A 19406-nucleotide genomic window follows, 5' to 3' on the forward strand; every position below is an offset into this window, starting at 1 on the left:
ACACCCGCGCCCACGTCCTGGACGCCGCGCTCCGCGAGGTCCCGGTCGGCGAGCTGTACCTGGCGGGCGACGGGCTGGCCCGCGGCTACCTCGGCGACCCGGCCCGCACCGCCGAGCGGTTCGTCGCCGATCCGTTCGGCCCGCCCGGATCGCGGCTGTACCGCACCGGCGACCGGGTCCGGCGCCGCCGGGACGGGAGCCTTGAGTTCCTCGGCCGCGCCGACGACCAGATCAAGATCCGCGGCTTCCGGATCGAGCCGGGCGAGGTCGAGGCGGCCCTGTCCGCGCAGCCGGGGGTCCGCCGGGCCGCCGTCGCGGCGCGCGGCTCCCGCCTCGTCGGCTACGTCGTGGGCGACGTCGACACCGGCGCCCTCGACGAGCGGCTGCGCGCGACCCTCCCGGGCCATCTCGTCCCGGCCGAGCTGGTCGTGCTGGACGCGCTGCCGCTCAACCCGAACGGGAAGGTCGACCGGCGGGCGCTGCCCGAGCCGGGGCGGCGGCCCGCGGGACGGGCGCCCGCCACCGGCGCGGAACGCGTCCTCGCGCGGCTCGCCGCGACCGTTCTCGACCGCCCGGAGGTCGGCGCCGACGACGACTTCTTCCGCACCGGGGGCGACAGCATCAGCGCGGCGCTGCTGGTCGCCCGCGCGCGCCGCGCCGGCCTGCCGTTCACCGTCCGCGACGTCTTCCGGCTGCGGACGGTCGAGGCCCTCGCCAAGGCCGCCGCCGCACCCGGACCGGCGCGCCCCGAACCGGTCCCGGCGGAGGGCTCGGCGGACACCCCGGACGAGCTGCCGCTGTCGCCGCTCCAGGAAGGGCTCCTCTTCCACCTGATGCTGGCGGGCGAGGGCCGCGACGTCTACGTGCAGCAGGCCGTCGTGACGCTGTCCGGCCCGGTCGACCCCGCCCGGATGGCGGACGCGGCGCGCGCCGTCCTGGAGAAGTTCCCCAACCTGCGGGCCGGGTTCCGCACCGACGGCGACCGCGCCGTGCAGTTCGTCCCGGACCGGTTCGAGGTGCCGTGGACCTACGCCGAGCTGTCCGGACCGGACGAGCTGGAGGCGTTCGCCGACGCCCAGCGCGCCGAGCCGTTCGACCCGGGGCAGCCGCCACTGCTCCGTTTCGCCCTGGCCCGCGTGGGCGACGACGACCACCGGCTGATCCTCACCTCCGAGCTGATCCTGCTGGACGGCTGGTCGGGCGGGCTGCTGGTCACCTCGCTCCTCGACTCCTACACCGACGCGGCGGCCGAGGCGGCCCGTCCCGTCGCGCCGTTCCGCGCGTTCCTGGACTGGGTCAACGGCCGGGACCGCGCCGCCGCCGTGGACGCCTGGCGCCGCGCCCTCGACGGGTTCGACGAGCCCGCCCTCGTCCGTCCCGGCCTGGTCGACAAGGCCGCGGACCTCGCCGCGGCCGGGGAGGTGCACCGCGCGCTGCCCGCGGGTCTCGCCGCGCGGCTGGACGCGGTCGCCCGCGAGCACGGCATCACCCCCGGCACGCTGTTCGAGACGGCCTGGGGCCTGGTCCTGATGGGCCTGACCGGACGGGACGACGTCGTCTTCGGCGCGTCGGTGTCCGGGCGGCACCCGGACGTGGACGGCGTGGAGTCCATGGTCGGCCTGCTGTTCAACACCATCCCCGTGCGGGTGCAGGCAGGGCCGTCCGACCCGCTGACCGCCGTGCTGGAGCGCGTCCAGGCCGCCCAGTCCGAGCTGTTCGACCACTCCTTCGTCGCGCTCGCGGACGTGCAGCGCGCGACCGGGCTCGGCACCCTGTTCGACACGCTGTTCGTCTTCCAGAACTTCCCCGGCATGCCGACCGGGCGGGGCTTCGGCCCCGGCGGCGACCTCCGGGTGCTGGGACGGGAGGTCCGCGACGCCACCCACTACCCGGTGACCATGGTGGTCGAGCCGGACGCCGGGCTGCGCGTCATGTACCGGGGCGACGCGTTCACCGAGGCCGAGGCCGAGCGGATCACCGACCGGTACGTCCAGGTGCTCCGGCGGCTCGCCGACGCGCCCGGGACGCCCTGCCACCGGCTCGACCTCCTCGTCCCCGGCGAGCACGACCGGCTGCGCCGCGACTGGGACCAGGCCGTGCGCCCCGTCCCCGAGCTGACCGTCGCCGAGCTGCTCGCCGAGCGGGCCGCGCGGCAGCCGGACGACCTCGCGCTCGTGTCGCTGCCGGACGTCCGGCTCACCTACGGGGAGCTGAACGCGGAGGTCAACCGGCTCGCCCGGCTCCTGCTCGCGCACGGCGCCGGGCCCGAGCGCGTCGTCGCGCTCGCCCTGCCGCGCTCGGCGCGGATGGTCGTCGCGCTGTTCGCGGTGCTGCGCACCGGTGCCGCCTACCTGCCGCTCGAACTGGACTACCCGGCCGACCGGCTCGACTACATGCTCAAGGACGCGGCCCCGGCCTGCCTCGTCTCGCACCGCGACATCGCCGCCGGGCTCACGCACGGCGGCACGACCCTCGCGCTGGACGACCCGGAGACCGCCGGGCGGCTGGCGGACCTGTCCGGCGCCGACCTCGCCCCCGGCGAGCTGCCCGGCTTCGCGCCCGGCACGCCCGGACGGCTCGACCACCCCGCGTACGTGATCTACACGTCGGGCTCCACGGGCCGTCCCAAGGGGGTCGTGACGCCCTACCGCGGCCTGACCAACATGCAGTTCAACCACCGCGCCAACATCTTCGACCCGGTCGTGGCGTCGGCGGGCGGGCGCCGGCTGCGGATCGCGCACACCGTGTCGTTCTCCTTCGACATGTCGTGGGAGGAACTGCTCTGGCTCATCGAGGGCCACGAGGTGCACGTCTGCGACGAGGACCTGCGCCGCGACGCCGAGGCGCTGACCGCCTACCTACGGCGGCACGGCATCGACGTCATCAACGTGACGCCCACCTACGCGCAGCAGCTCCTGGACGAGGGCCTGCTGGACGGCGGGCACCGGCCGCCGCTCGTCCTGCTCGGCGGCGAGGCGGTGCCGACCGCGGTCTGGGACCGGCTCGCGGCGGCGGACGGCGTGCTCGGCTACAACCTCTACGGCCCGACCGAGTACACGATCAACACGCTGGGCGGCGGCACCGAGGACAGCGCCACCCCGACGGTCGGCAGGCCCATCTGGAACACCCGCGGCTACGTCCTGGACGGCTGGCTGCGCCCCGTCCCGCCCGGCGCCCCCGGCGAGCTCTACATCGCCGGCGCCGGACTCGCGCGCGGCTACCTCGGCCGCGCCGACCTGACCGCGGAGCGGTTCGTCGCCGACCCGTTCGGCGGCGGCCGCATGTACCGGACGGGCGACCTGGTCCGGGTCCGCGAGGACGGCAACATCGACTTCCTCGGCCGCACCGACGACCAGGTCAAGATCCGCGGCTACCGGGTGGAGCTGGAGGAGATCGAGACGGTGCTCGCCGCCGAGCCGGGCGTCGGGCAGGCGGCGGTCGTCGCCGCGGACACCGGCGTCCCCGGCGTGAAGCGGCTCGTCGGGTACGTCGTGCCGGACGGGACGCGCGAGGGCGCCGCGGACGAGCAGATCGCGGAGTGGCGGCAGATCTACGACGCCGAGTACACCGAGGTCGGCACGGTCGTCCACGGCGAGGAGTTCGCGGGCTGGGACAGCAGCTACGACGGCGCCCCCATCCCGCTGGAGGACATGCGGGAGTGGCGCGAGACCACGGTCGAGCGCATTCGCGCGATCCGGCCCCACCCGCGGCGCGTCCTGGAGATCGGCGTGGGCGCCGGGCTGATCCTGACCCGCCTCGCGCCCGAGAGCGAGGAGTACTGGGGCACCGACTTCTCCGCGCCCGTCATAGAGAAGCTCAAACACGACCTCGGGGGGTCTGGGGGGTCGTCCCCCCAGGAATGGCACGCTCTTGGTCCGGACTCGGCGGTCCGGTTGAGCTGCCGGCCCGCCCATGACATGGGCGGGTTGCCCGAGGGGCACTTCGACACCATCGTGATCAACTCGGTGGCGCAGTACTTCCCGGGCGCCGGCTACCTCCAGGATGTGATCGCCAAGGCGACGCGCCTGCTCGTCCCGGGCGGCGCGCTGTTCCTCGGGGACGTCCGCGACCTGCGGACGGTGCGGTGCCTGCACGCCGCGGTCCAGCTCGGGCGCGGCGGCGGCGACCTGGCGGCGGTGGAGCGGTCCGTCCGGATGGAGAAGGAGCTGCTGCTCGACCCGGCGTTCTTCGCCGCGCTGGACGGGCCCGAGCGCGTGGACCTGTTCATCAAGCGCGGCACCCGCCACAACGAGCTGACCCGGCACCGCTACGACGCCGTCCTCTGGAAGGCCGGGCCGGACCTGCCGCCCGTCCCGGAGACGAAGGTCGTCGACTGGACGGGCCTGGACGGCCTGCGGTCGCGGCCCGGCGGCCCGCTGCGGGTGGTCGGCATCCCCGATCCGCGGCTGTCCGGGGAGGTCGCGGCGCTGCGCGCCCTGCGGGACGGCGCGTCCCCGGACGAGGCCCGCGCGGCGCTTTCGGCACCGTCCGAGGGCGTCGAGCCCGAGGTGCTCTACGCCCTCGCCCCGGACGTGGTGCTCACACCGTCCACCGAGATCGGACGGTACGACGCGGTGTTCGGCGGCGGCATGGCCCACCTGCCCGCCGAGCCGGGACGCGCGCCCGCCTCGTACGCGAACAACCCGGTGGCCGCCCGCGACCACGGGCTGCTGGCGGCGCGGGTCCGGGAGAGGCTGAAGGGGCGGCTGCCCGGCTACATGGTGCCGAGCGCGATCGTGACGCTGGACGCGCTGCCGCTCACCGTGAACGGCAAGCTCGACCGGCGTGCCCTCCCCGACCCGGGCGGGGACGGGCCGCGCCGCGCCGGGCGCCCGCCCCGCACGCCCGTCGAGCGGCTGCTGTGCACCCTGTTCGCCGAGGTGCTGGACGCGCCCGGCGCGGGCGTCGACGACGACTTCTTCGACCTCGGCGGCCACTCGCTGCTGGCCACGCGGCTGGTCGGCAGGGCCCGCGCGGTGCTCGGCGCCGAGCTGGCGATCCGCGACCTGTTCGAGGCGCCGACGGTCGCCGAGCTGGCCGGGCGGGTGCACCGCAACGCCGGCGCGGGCGCCGCGCCCCGGCCCGTCCTGGCGCCGCGCGAGCGCCCCGAGCGCATCCCGCTGTCGTTCGCGCAGCGGCGCCTGTGGCTGCTCGACCAGCTCCTGCGCGAGGACGACGGGCCGCGCGGCGCGTACCACCTGCCGCTCGCGGTGCGGCTGCGCGGCGACCTCGACAGGGGCGCCCTGGAGGCGGCCATCGCCGACGTCACCGCCCGGCACGAGAGCCTGCGGACGGTCTTCCCCGAGCACGACGGGACGCCCTACCAGCGGATCCTGCCGCCCCAGGAGGCACGTCCCGCGCTGGAGGCCGCCACGGGCGCGCCGGAGGAGTTCATCGCCAGGCCGTTCGACCTGAGCACCGACCTCCCGCTGCGCGTCGCGGTGTTCCCGGAGGGGGAGCGCGAGCACCTGCTGCTCGCCGTCTTCCACCACATCGCGTTCGACGAGTGGTCGTTCGGCCCGTTCGCCCGCGACGTGGCCGCCGCCTACACCGCCCGGCTGGACGGACGGGCGCCCGCCTGGGAGCCGCCGCCCGTCCAGTACGCCGACCACGCGCTGTGGCAGCGGGAGCTGCTCGGCGACCCGCTCGACCCGGGGAGCGTCCACGCCCGCCAGCTCGACCACTGGGCGCGGGCGCTGGCCGGGATCCCCGAGGAGATCCCGCTGCCGGTGGACCGGCCGCGTCCGGGCACGGTGGGCCAGCGCGGCGCGGCGCTGGCCGCCGAGCTGCCGCCCGGCCTCACCGGACGGCTGCGCCGCGTCGCCCGCGACGCCGGGGCCAGCATGTTCATGGTCTGCCAGGCGGCCGTCGCCGCGCTGCTGCACCGGATGGGCGCGGGCGAGGACATCCCCCTGGGCAGCCCCGTCGCCGGGCGGACGGAGGAGGCCGCGTCCGACCTCGTCGGCTTCTTCGTCAACACCCTCGTCCTGCGCGCCGACGTGTCCGGCTCGCCCACGTTCGCCGAGCTGCTCGGCCGCGTCCGGGAGGCCGACCTCGCGGGCCTCGCCCACCAGGACCTGCCGTTCGAGGCGCTGGTGGAGGCGCTGCGCCCGCGCCGCGTGCCCGGTCGCAACCCGCTGTTCCAGGTGATGGTCGGGTACGAGAACCAGGGCGCGGGCGACGTCCGCTTCCCGGGCCTGGAGCAGCGGGAGGCGCTGTTCGGGCCGGGCGCGGCCAAGTTCGACCTGGACTTCATCTTCCGCGAGGACGCCGGCTCCGGCGAGCTGCGCCTGATCGTCGACTACTCCGCCGACCTGTTCGACGGCGCGACGGCCGAGGCGATGGCGGACGGGCTCGTCGCGCTGCTGGAGACCGTCGCCGCCGATCCCGGCGTGCGGGTCGGCGCGCTGCCCGCCGTGCTGACCGTCCGGGCCGTGGCGGTTGAGCCGAGCGCGGCGGGGGAGCATGGCGCGGTGGGGCGGAGCGCGGCGGCGGGCCCGCGCGGCGGCGACCGCGAGGCCGCGCTGTGCCGGATCTTCGCCGAGGAACTGGGCGTTCCGGGCGTCGGCCCGGACGACGACTTCTTCGACCTCGGCGGCCACTCGCTGCTCGCGATGAAGCTCGTGCGCCGCATCAGGAGGGAGCCCGGATGCGCGTCCCTGAAGATCGCGACCCTGCTGGGCGCGCCGACCGTCGCTGGCCTTCTGGAGCGTCTGGAGCGCGTGGAGCGCCTGGAGTGAGTGTGCTCATACCCCCGCCCCTCTTGTGTAGTTAGGTGAGCCTAACCTAATGTCTCTGCTCGACACACCCTGGAACACCCGGAAGGACACCGGTCCTCTATGCGCACCACGATGCGGCTCCTCGCCGCCACCGCCACGCTCGTCCTGAGCCTCGGACTGGCCACCGCGTGCGGCGGCGACGACGAACCCGACGCCGGCTCCTCCGGCGGCGCCGCCGGATCGTTCCCGGTCACCGTCGCCCACAAGCTGGGCACCACCACGATCAAGTCCGCGCCGAAGCGGATCGTCGCGCTCGGCGAGGTCGACCAGGACGCGCTGCTGGCCCTCGGCGTCCAGCCGGTCGGCATGGCCGAGCTGACCGGGGTCCAGGCCGACGGCCTCGCCCCGTGGAGCGCGCCCAAGATCACCGGGGCCCGGCCGAAGCTGCTCAAGGCCGGCGAGGCGGGGTTCAACCTGGAGGAGATCGCCGCGCTGCGGCCCGACCTCGTCCTCGCGGGCGGCGACTTCGCCATCGACAAGGAGTACGGCAAGCTCTCCAAGCTCGCCCCGACCGTCGCCTACCAGACCGGTCCCGCCGAGGACTCCTGGCAGGCCATCACCCTGCAGACGGCCAAGGCCATCGGCAAGCCCGACGAGGGCGGGAAGCTCGTCGCGGACGTGGAGACGAAGATCGCCTCGGTGAAGACCGCGCACCCCGCGCTGAACGGCAAGAAGTTCGCGTTCACCAGCGTCTTCCCGTCCGGGAACATCGGCGTGATGAAGTCGCCCGACGACACCAGCGTCAAGCTGCTGAGCCAGTTCGGGATGGTGCTGCCCGAGCCGCTGAAGAAGCTGCCCGGCCAGGGCTTCGCCGCCGAGCTCAGCATGGAGAAGGTCTCGGTGCTGAACGTGGACGTCCTGCTCAGCCACTACAACGACGACCCCGCGACGCAGAAGAAGTTCGAGGGCAACAAGCTGTTCGCCGACCTGCCCGTCGTCAAGCGCGGCTCGTACGTCCCGCTGAGCCTCAAGGAGTTCTGGCCGCTGCGCACCCCGACCCCGCTCGCCGTCCCCTACGTCGTCGACCAGGTCGTGCCGAAGATCGCCAAAGCCGCCGGCGCGGTCCGCCCCGCCTGACGCGCTCGCGCGAGAGTGGAGAAGCACATGCAGACCCCCGTCCATGACGTGGTGGGCATCGGGTTCGGCCCCTCCAACCTGGCGCTGGCCATCGCGCTGGAGGAGGAGCACGGCACCGGCGCGGACGCGGTGTTCTTCGAGAAGCAGCCCGCGTTCGGCTGGCACCGCGGGATGCTCATCGACGGCGCCACGATGCAGGTCCACTTCCTCAAGGACCTGGTGACGCTGCGCAACCCGTCCAGCCCCTACTCGTTCCTGTCCTACCTGCACGCCAAGGACCGCCTGGTCGACTTCGTCAACCACAAGACGATGTTCCCGACCCGGCTGGAGTTCCACGACTACCTCGAATGGACGGCCGCCGCGTTCGCCGGCCGGGTCCGGTACGGGGCCGAGGTCGTCGCGCTCCGCCCGCGCGACGCCGACACCCTTGAGGTCGTGGTGCGCCGCGACGACGAGCTGGAGACGCACCTGGCCCGCAACGTCGTCATCGCCGCGGGGCTCGAACCCGTCCTGCCCAAGGGCGTACGGCCCGGCGAGCGGATCTGGCACACCGAGGACCTGCTGACCCGCCTGGAGGAGCGGCGCGGCTGGACCCCGGAGCGGATCGTCGTGGTCGGCGCGGGGCAGAGCGCCGCCGAGGCGGTCGAGCACCTGCACCGCACCCTCCCCGGCACCGAGGTGTGCGCCGTCTTCGCCCGCTACGGCTACTCGCCCGCCGACGACAGCGCCTTCGCCAACCGCATCTTCGACCCGCAGGCCGTCGACCACTACCACACCGCGCCGGACGAGGTGAAGCGGCTGCTGTTCGCCTACTCCCGCAACACCAACTACTCCGTCGTGGACCTCGACCTCATCGACGAGCTGTACCGGCGCTCCTACGCCGAGAAGGTCGCGGGCACCGAGCGGCTCCGCATCCTCAACGCCTCCCGCGTCCTGGACGTGCGGACCGAGCCCGGCGCCGTCCGGCTGCGGGTCAGGTTCCTGCCCACCGGCGAGACGACCGCGCTGGCGGCCGACGCGGTCGTCTACGCCACCGGCTACCGCGAGCGCGACCCGTTCGACCTGCTCGGCGAGGCCGGGCAGCACTGCCGCACCGGGCCCGGCGGCCGCGCGGTGGTCGAGCGCGACTACCGGATCGCCACCGCGCCCGGCTGCGAGTGGGGCGTCTACTTGCAGGGCGCCACCGAGCACAGCCACGGGATCGCCTCGTCGCTGCTGTCCATGACGGCCGTCCGCACCGGCGAGATCGTCCGGTCGATGGCCCGCAGCACCGCGGCCCGCCGCACCGCCCGCGTCACCCAGGAGGCATGATGACCAACCCGTTCGACGACCCCGACGGCACGTTCCTGGTCCTGGTGAACGACGAGGGCCAGCACTCCCTGTGGCCGTCCTTCGCGGACGTCCCCGCGGGCTGGACGAGCGTGTTCGGCCCCGGCCCCCGCCCGGAGTGCCTCGACTACGTCACGGCCAACTGGACCGACATCCGCCCGCGGAGCCTGACGGCGTAGCCGGGCGCCCGGTGGTCAGGGACCCAGGGCCCAGAGGCGGACGGTCCCGTCGAACCCGCCGCTGGCGAGCGTCCGGCCGTCCCGGCTGAAGGCGAGCGAGGAGACCAGGCCGCGGTGCCCGGTGAGGGTGGCCGTCCGCTTGCGCTGCGCCACGTCCCACAGGACGACGGTATCGCCGGACGCGGTCGCGAGGGTCCTGCCGTCCGGGCTGAACGCCACCGCGTACACGCTCCTGTCGTGCGGGACGGTGCCGAGCCGCCGCCGGGCTGCGCAGTCCCACAGGGTGACGGTGCCGTCGTCACCGCCGATCGCGACGACCCGCCCGGTGGGGTCGAACGCCATCGCCCGCACCAGCGAGGACACTCCGCCGAGCGTGGCGCTCCGCGGCGCCGCCCGCGACCGCCACATGCGCAGGGTGTCGGCGCTGGCGAACGCCAGCCAGCCGAGCCGGCTGAACGCCGCGCTGTACTGGGTCTCGGCGGGACGCCCCAGGACCTGGAGCCGGGCGCGGCGCGCGACGTTCCACAACTGGACGTCGTCGGTGCCGGCGGTGGCGAGCTCCCGTCCGTCCGGGCTGAAGGCGAGCGACCCGATCGTGCCCTGGCCGGGCGTGAGCGTGGCGAGGCGGCGGCGGGCGGCGGTGTTCCACAGGATCACCTCCCGGTCGTAGCCGCCGGTGGCGAGCGTCCGGCCGTCGGGGCTGAACGCCGAGGCGAAGATGGCGTGGCCGTGGCCCCGCAGGACGGCGACGGGCCTGCGGTCGGGGAGGCGCCAGAGCCGGACGGCCCGGTTCTCGCCCGCCGCGGCGAGCAGCGTCCCGGCGGCGTTGATCGAGACCGTGTAGACCTCGTCGGCCGCGGCGAGCGTGGCCAGCAGCCGCGGCCCGGCAGCCGGCGCGGCGCGTCCCGCCGCGCCCTGGGCGCTTTCGGGGGTGCCCGCCCGGTCCGCCCACAGCAGCCCCGAGACGACCCCGGCCGCGACCACCGGGGCGGCCGCGACGGCGACCAGCCGCCGCCATCTCCAGACGCGGCCGTCCTGGACCCGCCCCGCCCCGGGCGGGAGGCTGAGGAGGGCGGGCACGCGGTCGAGCGCCACGTCGCCGAGGAGCGACTCCGCCTGCTCGGCGCTGAGCCGGTCCGCGGGGACCTTGCGCATCAGCCCCTCGATGACGGGCCCGAGCGGCCCGGCGAGCACCGGCCTGTCGGGCTCGACGTGCTGGATCGCGTGCAGGACGGCGTTGGCGTTGTCGCCCGCGAACGGGCGCTTCCCCTCGACCGCGAGGTACAGCGTCGCGCCGAGCGACCACAGGTCGGAGGCCGGGGTGGCGTGCTCCCCGCGGGCGCGCTCCGGCGCGGTGTAGGCGGGCGCGCCCATCAGGTACCCCGAGCTGGTGATGGACGGGTCGCCCTCGATCGTGGCGATGCCGAAGTCGGTGAGCACGGCCCGGCCTTCGGCGAGCAGGATGTTGCCGGGCGTGACGTCGCGGTGGACGACGCCGGCGGCGTGCGCGGTGCGCAGCGCGCCGAGGACGCCGAGCCCGATCTCCGCGGCCCGGCGCGGCGGCAGCGGCCCGCCGCTCCTGACCACCGAGCCGAGGGACCGCCCGTCGATCAGCTCCATGATGATCCACGGGACGCCGTCCTGCTCGACCACGGCGTGCACGGTGACCGCCGACGGGTGCATGATCCGGGCCGCCGACCGCGCCTCCCGCATGCTGCGCTCGCGGCGCTCCTCGCGCTGGTCGGCGGCGAGGTAGAGGGGCAGGAACAGCTCCTTGGCCGCGACGTCGCGGTTCAGGCGCTCGTCCCGGGCGCGCCAGACGACGCCGAAGCCGCCCCGGCCGATCTCCTCGACCAGGCGGTACTGGTGGGCGATGAGCCGCCCCCGGCCTTCCCCCATGATCTGCTCAGCCATCCGAGGTCGTCGATCATCCGGGGTCATCGATCACCCCATGGTCGCATAGGCCACGACGTTGTCCAGATAGTGGCGGCGGGACCGGTCGAAGGCGCCCGCGCAGGTGATGAGGCGCAGCTGGGGGTCGGGCGTCGGCCCGTACACCTCGGCGGTGGGGAAACGCGCCTTGGGGTAGGTCCGGACGGCGTCGACCGTGAACCGGCTCGTGCGCCCCCTGGCGTCCTTGACCAGGACGGCCGCGCCCGGGCGCAGGCCGGCGAGCCCGGCGAACACGCCGGGGCCCGTCCGCGCGTCGAGATGGCCCGCGATCACCGCGGGGCCGGCGTCGCCGGGACGGATCCCGGCCGCGTACCACCCGGCCGTCGCCGGATCGCGCGGCGGGACGAGCTCGCCCCCGCCGCCGGTCGCGAGGCGCTCCAGCCGGCTGTGCACGCCGAGCGCGGGGATGCGCACCTCGACCGGCTCGGCGTGCCTCTCGGCCCGCCCCGCTGCATGCCGTCCCGCGTCCGGCGCGGCGACCTGGCCCGGCACCGGCGACCATCCGGCCCGCGGCGCCCGGTCCGAGGACGCCCAGTCCCCGGACGGGCCTCCGCCGCAACCCGCGAGCGCGACGGCGCCGAGCAGCGCGAGGGCGGCCCGGCGTTCACGCATCGCGGCGGCGCCGGACCGCCGCGGCCGCGCCGATCCCCGCCGTCCCGGCGAGGACGGCCAGCGCGGCGGGCCCGGACCACGACGCGCGGTGCCCGGGGGCCGCACCGGCGAGCCCCCCGAGACCGGTGTCCACGCCGCCGCGCGGCGTCCCCGGGCTGCCGCTCGAATCCCGCAGGTCGAGCAGCCGCAGGCCCTTCGGGCCGTCCAGGACGATGACGGTGTGCACGGTCCCGGCCCTCATCGCCAGCGTGGTCGAGGCCCGAGCCCCGCCCCGGCCGGTCACGCGGACGGACGTGCTCCCGGCCGGAAGCACCCGGTACGGGGTGGTGGACGCGAGACGGAGCCCCTTGGCCAGCGACCGGCCGGACGCGGTCACGCCGACCTCGGGCTGCTTGAGCGACGCCGCGATGACCCGGAGCCCGGCACGTCCGGCGGGCAGGTCGGCCGAATCGTCCAGCACGTCCAGCTTGATGCCCTTGTAGGGGCCCAGGCCCGCGACGGTGTAGGCCGCCCCGCCCCGGACCCGCACATGCGCCGACAGCACGGGCTTGGTCGAGGCGGCGGCGTCCGCCGGGCGCATCGCGACCGTGTACGCGCCGCTGCCGAGCCGCTGGTACGGCGACAGCACCCCGTAGCCGACGTGCCTCAGCACCAGCCGGGGCGTCTTCTTCCCCGCCGAGTACAGGTAGACGTCCACGGCGGGGGTGTCGGGGGACAGGTGCGCCAGCCGCACGTACCCGTCGCCGGGGGCCGCGTGACCGGGCGTCCCGGCCAGCGCGACGACGGCTCCGCCGGTGGCCGCGATCGTGCACGTTCGTCTGACGAGGCCGCTGCTTCGCATGGCCGTCCTCCAGGGCGCGGGGGGCTCTGCTGGAAGGTTCCGTGATTGAGTTCTGTGTAGACCCGGCAATAGCAGCGCACTTCGGGCGCGAACGTCAATGCGCCATCTCCCGGGGCGAGAACATCGGCCGGTTCCGGCCTGTGGACGGGAGAGTGATGATTTTCCGCCCCCCGGCGCTGGACCATATGAAGCCGGTCCGCCGCCCGCGGGCGGGCTGGACGGTGCCGCGACGCCGGGGCGGACGCCGCGGCACCGTCCGTAGTATCTATTGCAGTGCCCTTGGCGTCAGGCGCTAGCGCGCCTTCCTTCGGCGGGCACTGCGGCGATCGCTGCATCGCTTCGTCTCGCCTGGCGGCTCGCTTCGCGATCAGGTTCTCGCTTCGCTCGAACCTGGCTTCGCACGCGATCGCAACGTCCCGGTCGTCGACCGCTGGGGGTTCGTACATTCTTCCCGGTGCGGTGCGGTGCGGTGCGGTGCGGTGCGGTGCTGACCGCTGTGTCTAATGCAGCGATCCGCGCGCGCCCGCCGGAGGCTAGCGCGCCAGCGCCTGGCGCCAAGGGCACTGCAACACGCACGACCACAACGCATTGAGCCCCAGCGCCGACAACCTCAGCGTTGCGATCGCGTGCGAAGCCAGTTGCGAGCTTGCGAGCAACTGATCGCGCAGCGAGCCCCTGGGCGAGTCGAAGCGATGCAGCGATCGCCGCAGCGCCCGCCGAAGGAAGGCGCTCTGGCGCCTGACGCCAAGGGCACTGCAATAGGCACAGCGATCGTCGCGTTGCCCGTTGAAGGAGGGCGTCCAACGCCCGACGCCGAGGGCAACGCAATAAACACTGTCGGACGCCCTCCTCCAGCACCAGGTGGCGGACGGTGCGCCCGAGGAACTCCCGGTCGGTGCGCGCCCTCGCCTGGATGGCTCCAATCTTGATCAGCGATCCCGCCCGGCCTGCGGCTTTGCCCATTTTGGTGGTGGTTTGTGGCGTTGGTCGTCTTGATTGATCGTGGGAAGGATGACCGTGGGGGTGGGTGATATGGCGGAGGCGGGGGAGACGGCGTGACCTGCCGTGACGCGCGGGCCGGTAGGCGCTGATGGCGTGGAGCGTCGGGTTCAGCCTGCTTGCGGCGTTCCTGTTCGCCGCGGCCGCCGCGCTCCAGCACCGGGCCGCGCGGCGGGCGGTGGGCTGCGCGACCGGGCCCGTGGAGTCGGCCGGGCTGATCCGGCGGCTGCTGCGCGATCCGGTGTGGCTGACCGGGTGGGCGGTGAACCTCGCCGGGTTCATGACCCAGGCCGTGGCCCTCCACCTGGGCTCGACGGGCCTCGTCCAGCCCCTGCTGGTCAGCCAGCTCGTCTTCACCATCCTGCTCGGGACGGTCGGCACCGGGCGCCGGCCCGCCCGCGACGACCTGCTCGGCGGGACGGCGGTGTCGGCGGGCCTCGCGTTGCTGTTCACCGTGCCGGGGGCCGTCCCGCCCGAGGGCGAGCCGTCCCGGCCGCGGCTGTTCCTCGCCGCCCTGCTCGCCGCGCCGCTCATCGCCGTCCTGGCCAGGGGCGCGACGCTGCGGACCGGCACCGTGCGGGCGGTGCTGCTCGGCGCGTGCGCCGGGCTGATGTTCGCGGGCAGCGCCGTGCTCATCAAGCTCACCACCGCCGACCTCGTCCACCGCGGCGTCGCCGCCACCGCCGTCGACTGGCCCGGTTACGCGCTCGCGGGCACCACGCTCCTCGGCCTGCTGCTGGAGCAGAAGGCGTTCGCCGCCGGGTCGCTGCCCGCCGCGATGACCGCGATGACGATGACCAACCCCGTCGCGTCCTACCTGCTGGCCGTCCTGGCCTTCCACACCCACCCGCCCCGGACCGCGTCCGCGTTCGCCGCCGTCTCGGTCAGCGCCGTGCTCATCACCGCCGGGGTCGCCGCGCTCTCGCGCTCCCCGGCCGCCGCCGCCCGCAGCGGCACGCCCCGCCGGTAGCCGCGCAGCCGCCGCCCGGCCGGGGCGCTGAGATCAAGGAATGTCGTACCCACCAGGCAAGATGAGGGCATGACCGAGACACCGGGCCGTACCGAGATCGGCGATCAGGCCGCCTACGCCGCCGCCGTGCAGACCGCCGTGGCCGCCTCCGCCGCCTACTACGGCGAGGGCGACTCATCGTTGGACGACGATGTCTTCGACCGCCTGGTGCGCGGTATCGCCGCCTACGAGGAGGAGCATCCCGAGCACGTCCTGCCCGACTCCCCGACGGGCAAGGTCGCCGGGGGAGCGGTCATCGGCGACGTGCCCCACACCGTCCCGATGCTGAGCCTGGACAACGTGTTCTCCGCCGAGGGGCTGGAGGCGTGGGTCGCCGGGCTGGTCCGCCGCCTCGGCCGCGAGATCGCGACCTGGAGCGTGGAGCCGAAGCTGGACGGGCTGGCGATCTCGGCGCGGTACTCCGGCGGCCGGCTGGTGCAGTTGGTGACGCGGGGCGACGGCGCCGCGGGCGAGGACGTCTCGCACGGCGCCGGCATGATCGTCGGGCTGCCGTCCCGGCTCGCCGAGCCGGTGACGGTGGAGCTGCGCGGCGAGGTGCTGATGACCCGCGCGCAGTTCGAGGACGCCAACACCGCCCGGACGGGCGCCGGAGCGCCGGCGTTCGCCAACCCGCGCAGCGCCGCGGCCGGGTCGCTGCGCGCCAAGGACCGTGCCTACCAGGTGGAGATGACCTTCTTCGCCTACGGGGCGCTGCCGCTTGAGGGGACCGATGAGGCGCTGGCCGCCCGGCTCAGGGAGCTTCCGCACAGCGGGATCATGGACCTGGTCGCGGCCCTGGGCGCGCACACCACGGCCGCGACCCCGGTGCCCGCGATCACGGCGAGCACCGTCGAGGAGCTGACCGGGCGGGTGGCGGAGATCGCGGCGCTGCGGGCCGGGCTGGACTTCGGCATCGACGGCATCGTGATCAAGGCCGACGCGGCGGCCGACCAGGCCGAGGCCGGGCTGTCCTCCCGCGCGCCCCGGTGGGCGATCGCCTACAAGCTCCCGGCGGTGGAGAAGATCACCCGGCTGGTCGGGGTGGAGTGGAACGTGGGCCGTACCGGGATCATCGCGCCCCGCGCGGTGCTGGAGCCGGTCGAGGTCGAGGGCTCGATCGTGACGTATGCGACGCTGCACAACGCCGCCGATATCGCCCGGCGCGGCCTGATGCTGGGCGACCACGTCACCGTTTACAAGGCGGGCGATGTGATCCCGCGTGTGGAGGCCCCGGTGGCGCACCTGCGCACCGGCCAGGAGCAGCCGATCCAGGCGCCGTCGGCGTGCCCCCGCTGCGGCGAGGAGATCGACGCCACGCAGCAGCGGTGGCGGTGCGTTAGGGGCCGCTCGTGCCACGCCGTGGCGTCGGTCCGCTACGCGGTCGGGCGCGACCAGCTCGACATCGAGGGCCTCGGCGAGAAGATCATCGACCAGCTGGTGGACGCCGGGCTGATCGCCGACTTCGCCGACCTGTTCGTCCTGACCCGCGACCAGCTCCTGGACCTGGAGCGGATGGGCGAGACCAGTACCGCCAACCTGCTCGCCGCGATCGAGGGCGCCAAGGCCAAGCCGCTGAACAAGGTGTTCTGCGCGCTCGGCGTGCGCGGCACCGGCCGTTCCATGTCGCGGCGCATCGCCCGCCACTTCGCCGCGATGGACCAGATCCGCGCCGCCGACGCCGAGGCGTTCCAGCAGGTCGACGGCGTCGGGCCGGAGCGGGCCCAGGCGCTGGTGGCCGAGATCGCCGAGCTGGCGCCGCTGATCGACAAGCTGTCGGCCGCCGGGGTGAACATGACCGAGCCCGGCGCCACGCCCCCGCCCGCACCCGGCGAGGAGCCCGCGGAGGAGGCCGGGGAGGCGCTGCCGCTGGCCGGGCTGTCGGTGGTCGCCACCGGCGCCATGTCCGGCCCGCTGGACGGCCTGTCCCGCAACGAGGTGAACGAGCTCATCGAACGCGCCGGAGGCCGCGCCTCGTCCTCGGTGTCGGCCAAGACCTCGCTGCTCGTCGCCGGAGACAAGGCGGGCTCCAAGCGGGCCAAGGCCGAAAAGCTCGACATCGAGATCATCACCCCCGAGGAATTCGCCACCCGCGTAGCCGCCTACCTGTGACGCCGTCGCCGTCGCCGAAAATCCTTGACGGCGTGCACCGTCCCGGCCCCTCCGGTTAGGTGAACCAGCTTCACGCTAAGCAAGTGTGTGATCGCTGTCACCACCGCCGGATTCCGGGGTACTCGCGAGTATCTGAGTATTTGTACGGATTTGTCCGGCGGCCTCGCCGCGACATCCTCCCGGTATGCGTATCACGTGTCCGGGATGCCGGACTCCGCTGCCCGCGCCGCGCCCCGCGTCCTGCCCGGTGTGCGAGCTGTCCCTGACGGGTCCCGCGGCGGCGGAGCTGTGGGTGCTGGACGGCGAGCTCCTCCGGCTGGGCAGGCGCCGCCGCCATCTCGTGGCGGCCCTGTACGCGGCGCCCCCGGCCGCCGGGTGGTCGCGGCGCGCGGAGGCCGGGCAGGCGCGGCCGACGTCTCCGGCCGGGGCGCCCGGGGCCGTCCCGGCCGGGGACGCGTCGCGGTTCGTCGTGCGCAACACGCTGCTCGGCGTGGGTGGGGCGCTGCTCGGGATCGCCGCGATCGTGTTCACCGCCCTCAGTTGGAGCACGCTGGGGGCCGTCCCGCGCGAGCTGATCCTGCTCGCGCTGACGGCGGTCGCGCTGGGCGCCGCGTGGGGGCTGGCCAGGCGCGGCCTCGCCGCCACCGCCGAGACGCTCGGGTTCATCGGGCTGCTGCTCATCGGCCTCCAGTGCTACGCGGCGCACGCCAACGACCTCTTCGGGTCGGGCGGCGTCGACGGCCTCTGGTACGCGGCCGGCTCGTCCCTCGCCGTCACCGCCCTGTGGGCGGCCTACGGGTGGGCCGCCTCGCTGCGGCTGCCGGCGCCGACGGCGGTCGTCCTCGGCCGGCTGCCGCTGCCTCTCGCCGTCCTCGCGGCGGACGCCGGGCCCATGTGGATGGCCCTGGCCTTGATCGTGCTCTCGCTCGCCGACCTGTTCGTCCGGCGCGTCGAGTGGATCGCGACGGTCACGGGCCTCGTGGCGGGCGGGGCCGGTCTGCTGCTCGCGCTCGCGCTGACGGGCGACTCCGTCCCGGTGGACCTCGACGGCGCCGGGGTCCTGCTGGTGGCAGCCTCGGTCGCACTGGCCTGGGCCGCTCGGGTGCACCGGGTCATCGCCGTGGCCGCCGGGCTGGCCGCCTCGGTCGCGGTCGGCGCCGTCCTGCCGCTGCCCCTGGAGTGGGCGGCGGCGGGGTTCGCCCTGTGCGCGGTCGCCGTCGCGGCCGCCGCGCGGCTGCTGCCCCGGGCGTTGCTCCGCGCCGCCGTCGCGGGCGCCGGGGTGACCTTCGCCGCGTCCACCGTGTGGATCCTTCCCGGGACGGTCGTGGCGCTGCTGACCCCCGCCCACTACCTGGACATGCGCTGGGCGGGTGTGGGCGAGCCGGATCTGGCGGACTGGGTGCTGCCCGCCGCGCCCCTGGTGCTCGCCCTGCTGACGGCCGTCCTCGTCGCCGAGCGCATGCGCGCCGCCGCCCCGCCCGCGGCCCTCCTCGCCGTCCTCACCGCCGTCGTCGCCGCCGACCTGCCTTACGCGACCGCGCTCGCGCTCGTGGTGATCACCGCCGCCGGGCTCGCCGCGTGGGCGGTCCTGGACCCCGCCGCCCGCGTCGCCGCCGGGATCACCGCCGTGGCCGCCGGGCTGTGGGCGGCGGCCGACTCCCTGGCCACCCAGCCCGCCACCCTCGCCGTCCTCGGCGCGCTGACGGTCATCGCCGCCGTCACCGCGCTCGCCTCCGCCGTCCTGCGCGACGCGGCCGCGGCCGTCGCGGCGCTCGCCCTCGGCGGGTTCGCCGCGGCGCTCGGCCTCAGCGCCGGGCTGCCCGCCCACCAGGCCGCGTTCGCCGTGCTCGCCGCGTCCGCCTGCGCCCTGGCGGCCGCGTGGGCCGTCCGCGGCGAGGCCGCCGAGATCGCTTCCTGGACGACCGCCGCCGCGGGCATCGGGATGACCGCCGGGCACGGCCCCCATTTCAGCCTCGCCCTCGCCGTGACGGGAGTGCTCGCCTCCGCGCTCTCGCTGCGGGCCGACCGGCGGCCCGCGGCGGGCTGGGCGGCCTCGGTGCTGCTCGCCGCCGCCTGGTGGGTCAGGCTCGGCGCGTCCGAGATCACCGTCCCCGAGGTCTACACCCTTCCGGTCTCGGCGGCGCTGCTGGCGTTCGGCGTGGTCCGGCACGTCCGCGGCGCGACGTCGTCCTCCTGGGTGCTGTACGGGCCGGCGCTGGCGTCGACGCTCGTCCCGAGCCTGGTGGCGGCCTGGGGCGACGCGACCGGCCCGCGCCCCCTGGTCCTGGCCGTGGCCGCCCTCGCGGTCACCCTCGCCGGTGCCCGCACCCGCCTCCAGGCCCCGCTGCTGCTCGGCGGCGCTGTCCTCGTCCTGGACGCCGCCCGCCGCCTCGCCCCCTTCGCCGCCGACGCGCTCGCCGGGCTGCCGGGCTGGATCCCGATCGCCGTCCTCGGCCTGGCCGTCCTGCTGACGGGCGCGACCTACGAGCAGCGCCTGCGCGACCTGCGCCGCCTGCGCG

The 19406-nt window shown here is 75.1% G+C and carries 10 protein-coding genes; 7 read left to right on the forward strand and 3 right to left on the reverse strand.

The window, feature by feature from the left end; translation table 11 throughout:
* From E1298_RS27620 to E1298_RS27635, 4 genes are all read left to right on the forward strand, one after another.
* Positions 1–6740, forward strand: a 6740-nt coding sequence (locus E1298_RS27620) for a non-ribosomal peptide synthetase (protein WP_131898300.1), incomplete at its 5' end; no start/stop codon positions are given.
* A gap of 99 nt (positions 6741–6839) precedes the next feature.
* A complete protein-coding gene (locus E1298_RS27625) occupies positions 6840–7856 on the forward strand; it encodes an ABC transporter substrate-binding protein (RefSeq protein ID WP_131898302.1) in 1017 nt (338 codons plus the stop codon).
* Between the two features lie 27 nt (positions 7857–7883).
* Complete coding sequence (locus tag E1298_RS27630; RefSeq protein WP_131898304.1) at positions 7884–9167, forward strand: lysine N(6)-hydroxylase/L-ornithine N(5)-oxygenase family protein; 1284 nt, start codon at positions 7884–7886, stop codon at positions 9165–9167.
* Positions 9167–9364, forward strand: coding sequence for an MbtH family protein (locus E1298_RS27635; protein WP_279499209.1), 198 nt, complete (start codon positions 9167–9169; stop codon positions 9362–9364). The genes E1298_RS27630 and E1298_RS27635 overlap by 1 nt, the downstream gene beginning before the upstream one ends.
* A 15-nt stretch (positions 9365–9379) precedes the next feature.
* On the opposite strand, the gene E1298_RS27640 is transcribed toward E1298_RS27635, so the two are convergent.
* From E1298_RS27640 to E1298_RS27650, 3 genes are read right to left on the reverse strand one after another with little or no spacing between them, the layout of a single operon-like run.
* Positions 9380–11278 (reverse strand): WD40 repeat domain-containing serine/threonine protein kinase, encoded by a 1899-nt coding sequence (locus E1298_RS27640; protein ID WP_165975688.1) that lies wholly within the window; start codon positions 11276–11278, stop codon positions 9380–9382.
* Between the two features lie 30 nt (positions 11279–11308).
* Positions 11309–11929: a class F sortase gene (locus tag E1298_RS27645; protein WP_131898310.1), complete on the reverse strand. Its 621-nt coding sequence runs from the start codon at positions 11927–11929 to the stop codon at positions 11309–11311.
* Positions 11922–12770, reverse strand: a complete 849-nt coding sequence (locus tag E1298_RS27650) for a DUF4397 domain-containing protein (protein WP_131898312.1) — start codon at positions 12768–12770, stop codon at positions 11922–11924. Before E1298_RS27650 ends, E1298_RS27645 begins: the two co-directional genes overlap by 8 nt.
* A 1090-nt stretch (positions 12771–13860) precedes the next feature.
* On the opposite strand from E1298_RS27650, the gene E1298_RS27655 reads away from it, so the two are divergent.
* The 3 genes from E1298_RS27655 to E1298_RS27665 form a co-directional block, all read left to right on the forward strand.
* A complete protein-coding gene (locus E1298_RS27655; RefSeq protein WP_131898314.1) occupies positions 13861–14739 on the forward strand; it encodes a DMT family transporter in 879 nt (292 codons plus the stop codon).
* A 69-nt stretch (positions 14740–14808) separates the two neighbouring features.
* Positions 14809–16887 (forward strand): NAD-dependent DNA ligase LigA, encoded by a 2079-nt coding sequence (gene ligA, locus E1298_RS27660; protein WP_131898316.1) that lies wholly within the window; start codon positions 14809–14811, stop codon positions 16885–16887.
* A 184-nt stretch (positions 16888–17071) separates the two neighbouring features.
* A partial coding sequence (locus tag E1298_RS27665; protein ID WP_131898318.1) for an SCO7613 C-terminal domain-containing membrane protein occupies positions 17072–19406 on the forward strand: 2335 nt, incomplete at its 3' end.

The sequence above is a fragment of the Actinomadura rubrisoli genome (assembly GCF_004349215.1).
Lineage (GTDB): Bacteria > Actinomycetota > Actinomycetes > Streptosporangiales > Streptosporangiaceae > Spirillospora > Spirillospora rubrisoli.

Excerpts from the sequence above, each read along its gene's own strand:
- E1298_RS27630 (WP_131898304.1), top strand. The coding sequence starts at position 7,884 with ATGCAGACCCCCGTCCATGACGTGGTGGGCATCGGGTTCGGCCCCTCC.
- E1298_RS27640 (WP_165975688.1), bottom strand. The coding sequence starts at position 11,278 with ATGGCTGAGCAGATCATGGGGGAAGGCCGGGGGCGGCTCATCGCCCAC.
- E1298_RS27655 (WP_131898314.1), top strand. The coding sequence starts at position 13,861 with ATGGCGTGGAGCGTCGGGTTCAGCCTGCTTGCGGCGTTCCTGTTCGCC.
- E1298_RS27635 (WP_279499209.1), top strand. The coding sequence starts at position 9,167 with ATGACCAACCCGTTCGACGACCCCGACGGCACGTTCCTGGTCCTGGTG.
- E1298_RS27625 (WP_131898302.1), top strand. The coding sequence starts at position 6,840 with ATGCGCACCACGATGCGGCTCCTCGCCGCCACCGCCACGCTCGTCCTG.
- ligA (WP_131898316.1), top strand. The coding sequence starts at position 14,809 with ATGACCGAGACACCGGGCCGTACCGAGATCGGCGATCAGGCCGCCTAC.
- E1298_RS27650 (WP_131898312.1), bottom strand. The coding sequence starts at position 12,770 with ATGCGAAGCAGCGGCCTCGTCAGACGAACGTGCACGATCGCGGCCACC.
- E1298_RS27645 (WP_131898310.1), bottom strand. The coding sequence starts at position 11,929 with ATGCGTGAACGCCGGGCCGCCCTCGCGCTGCTCGGCGCCGTCGCGCTC.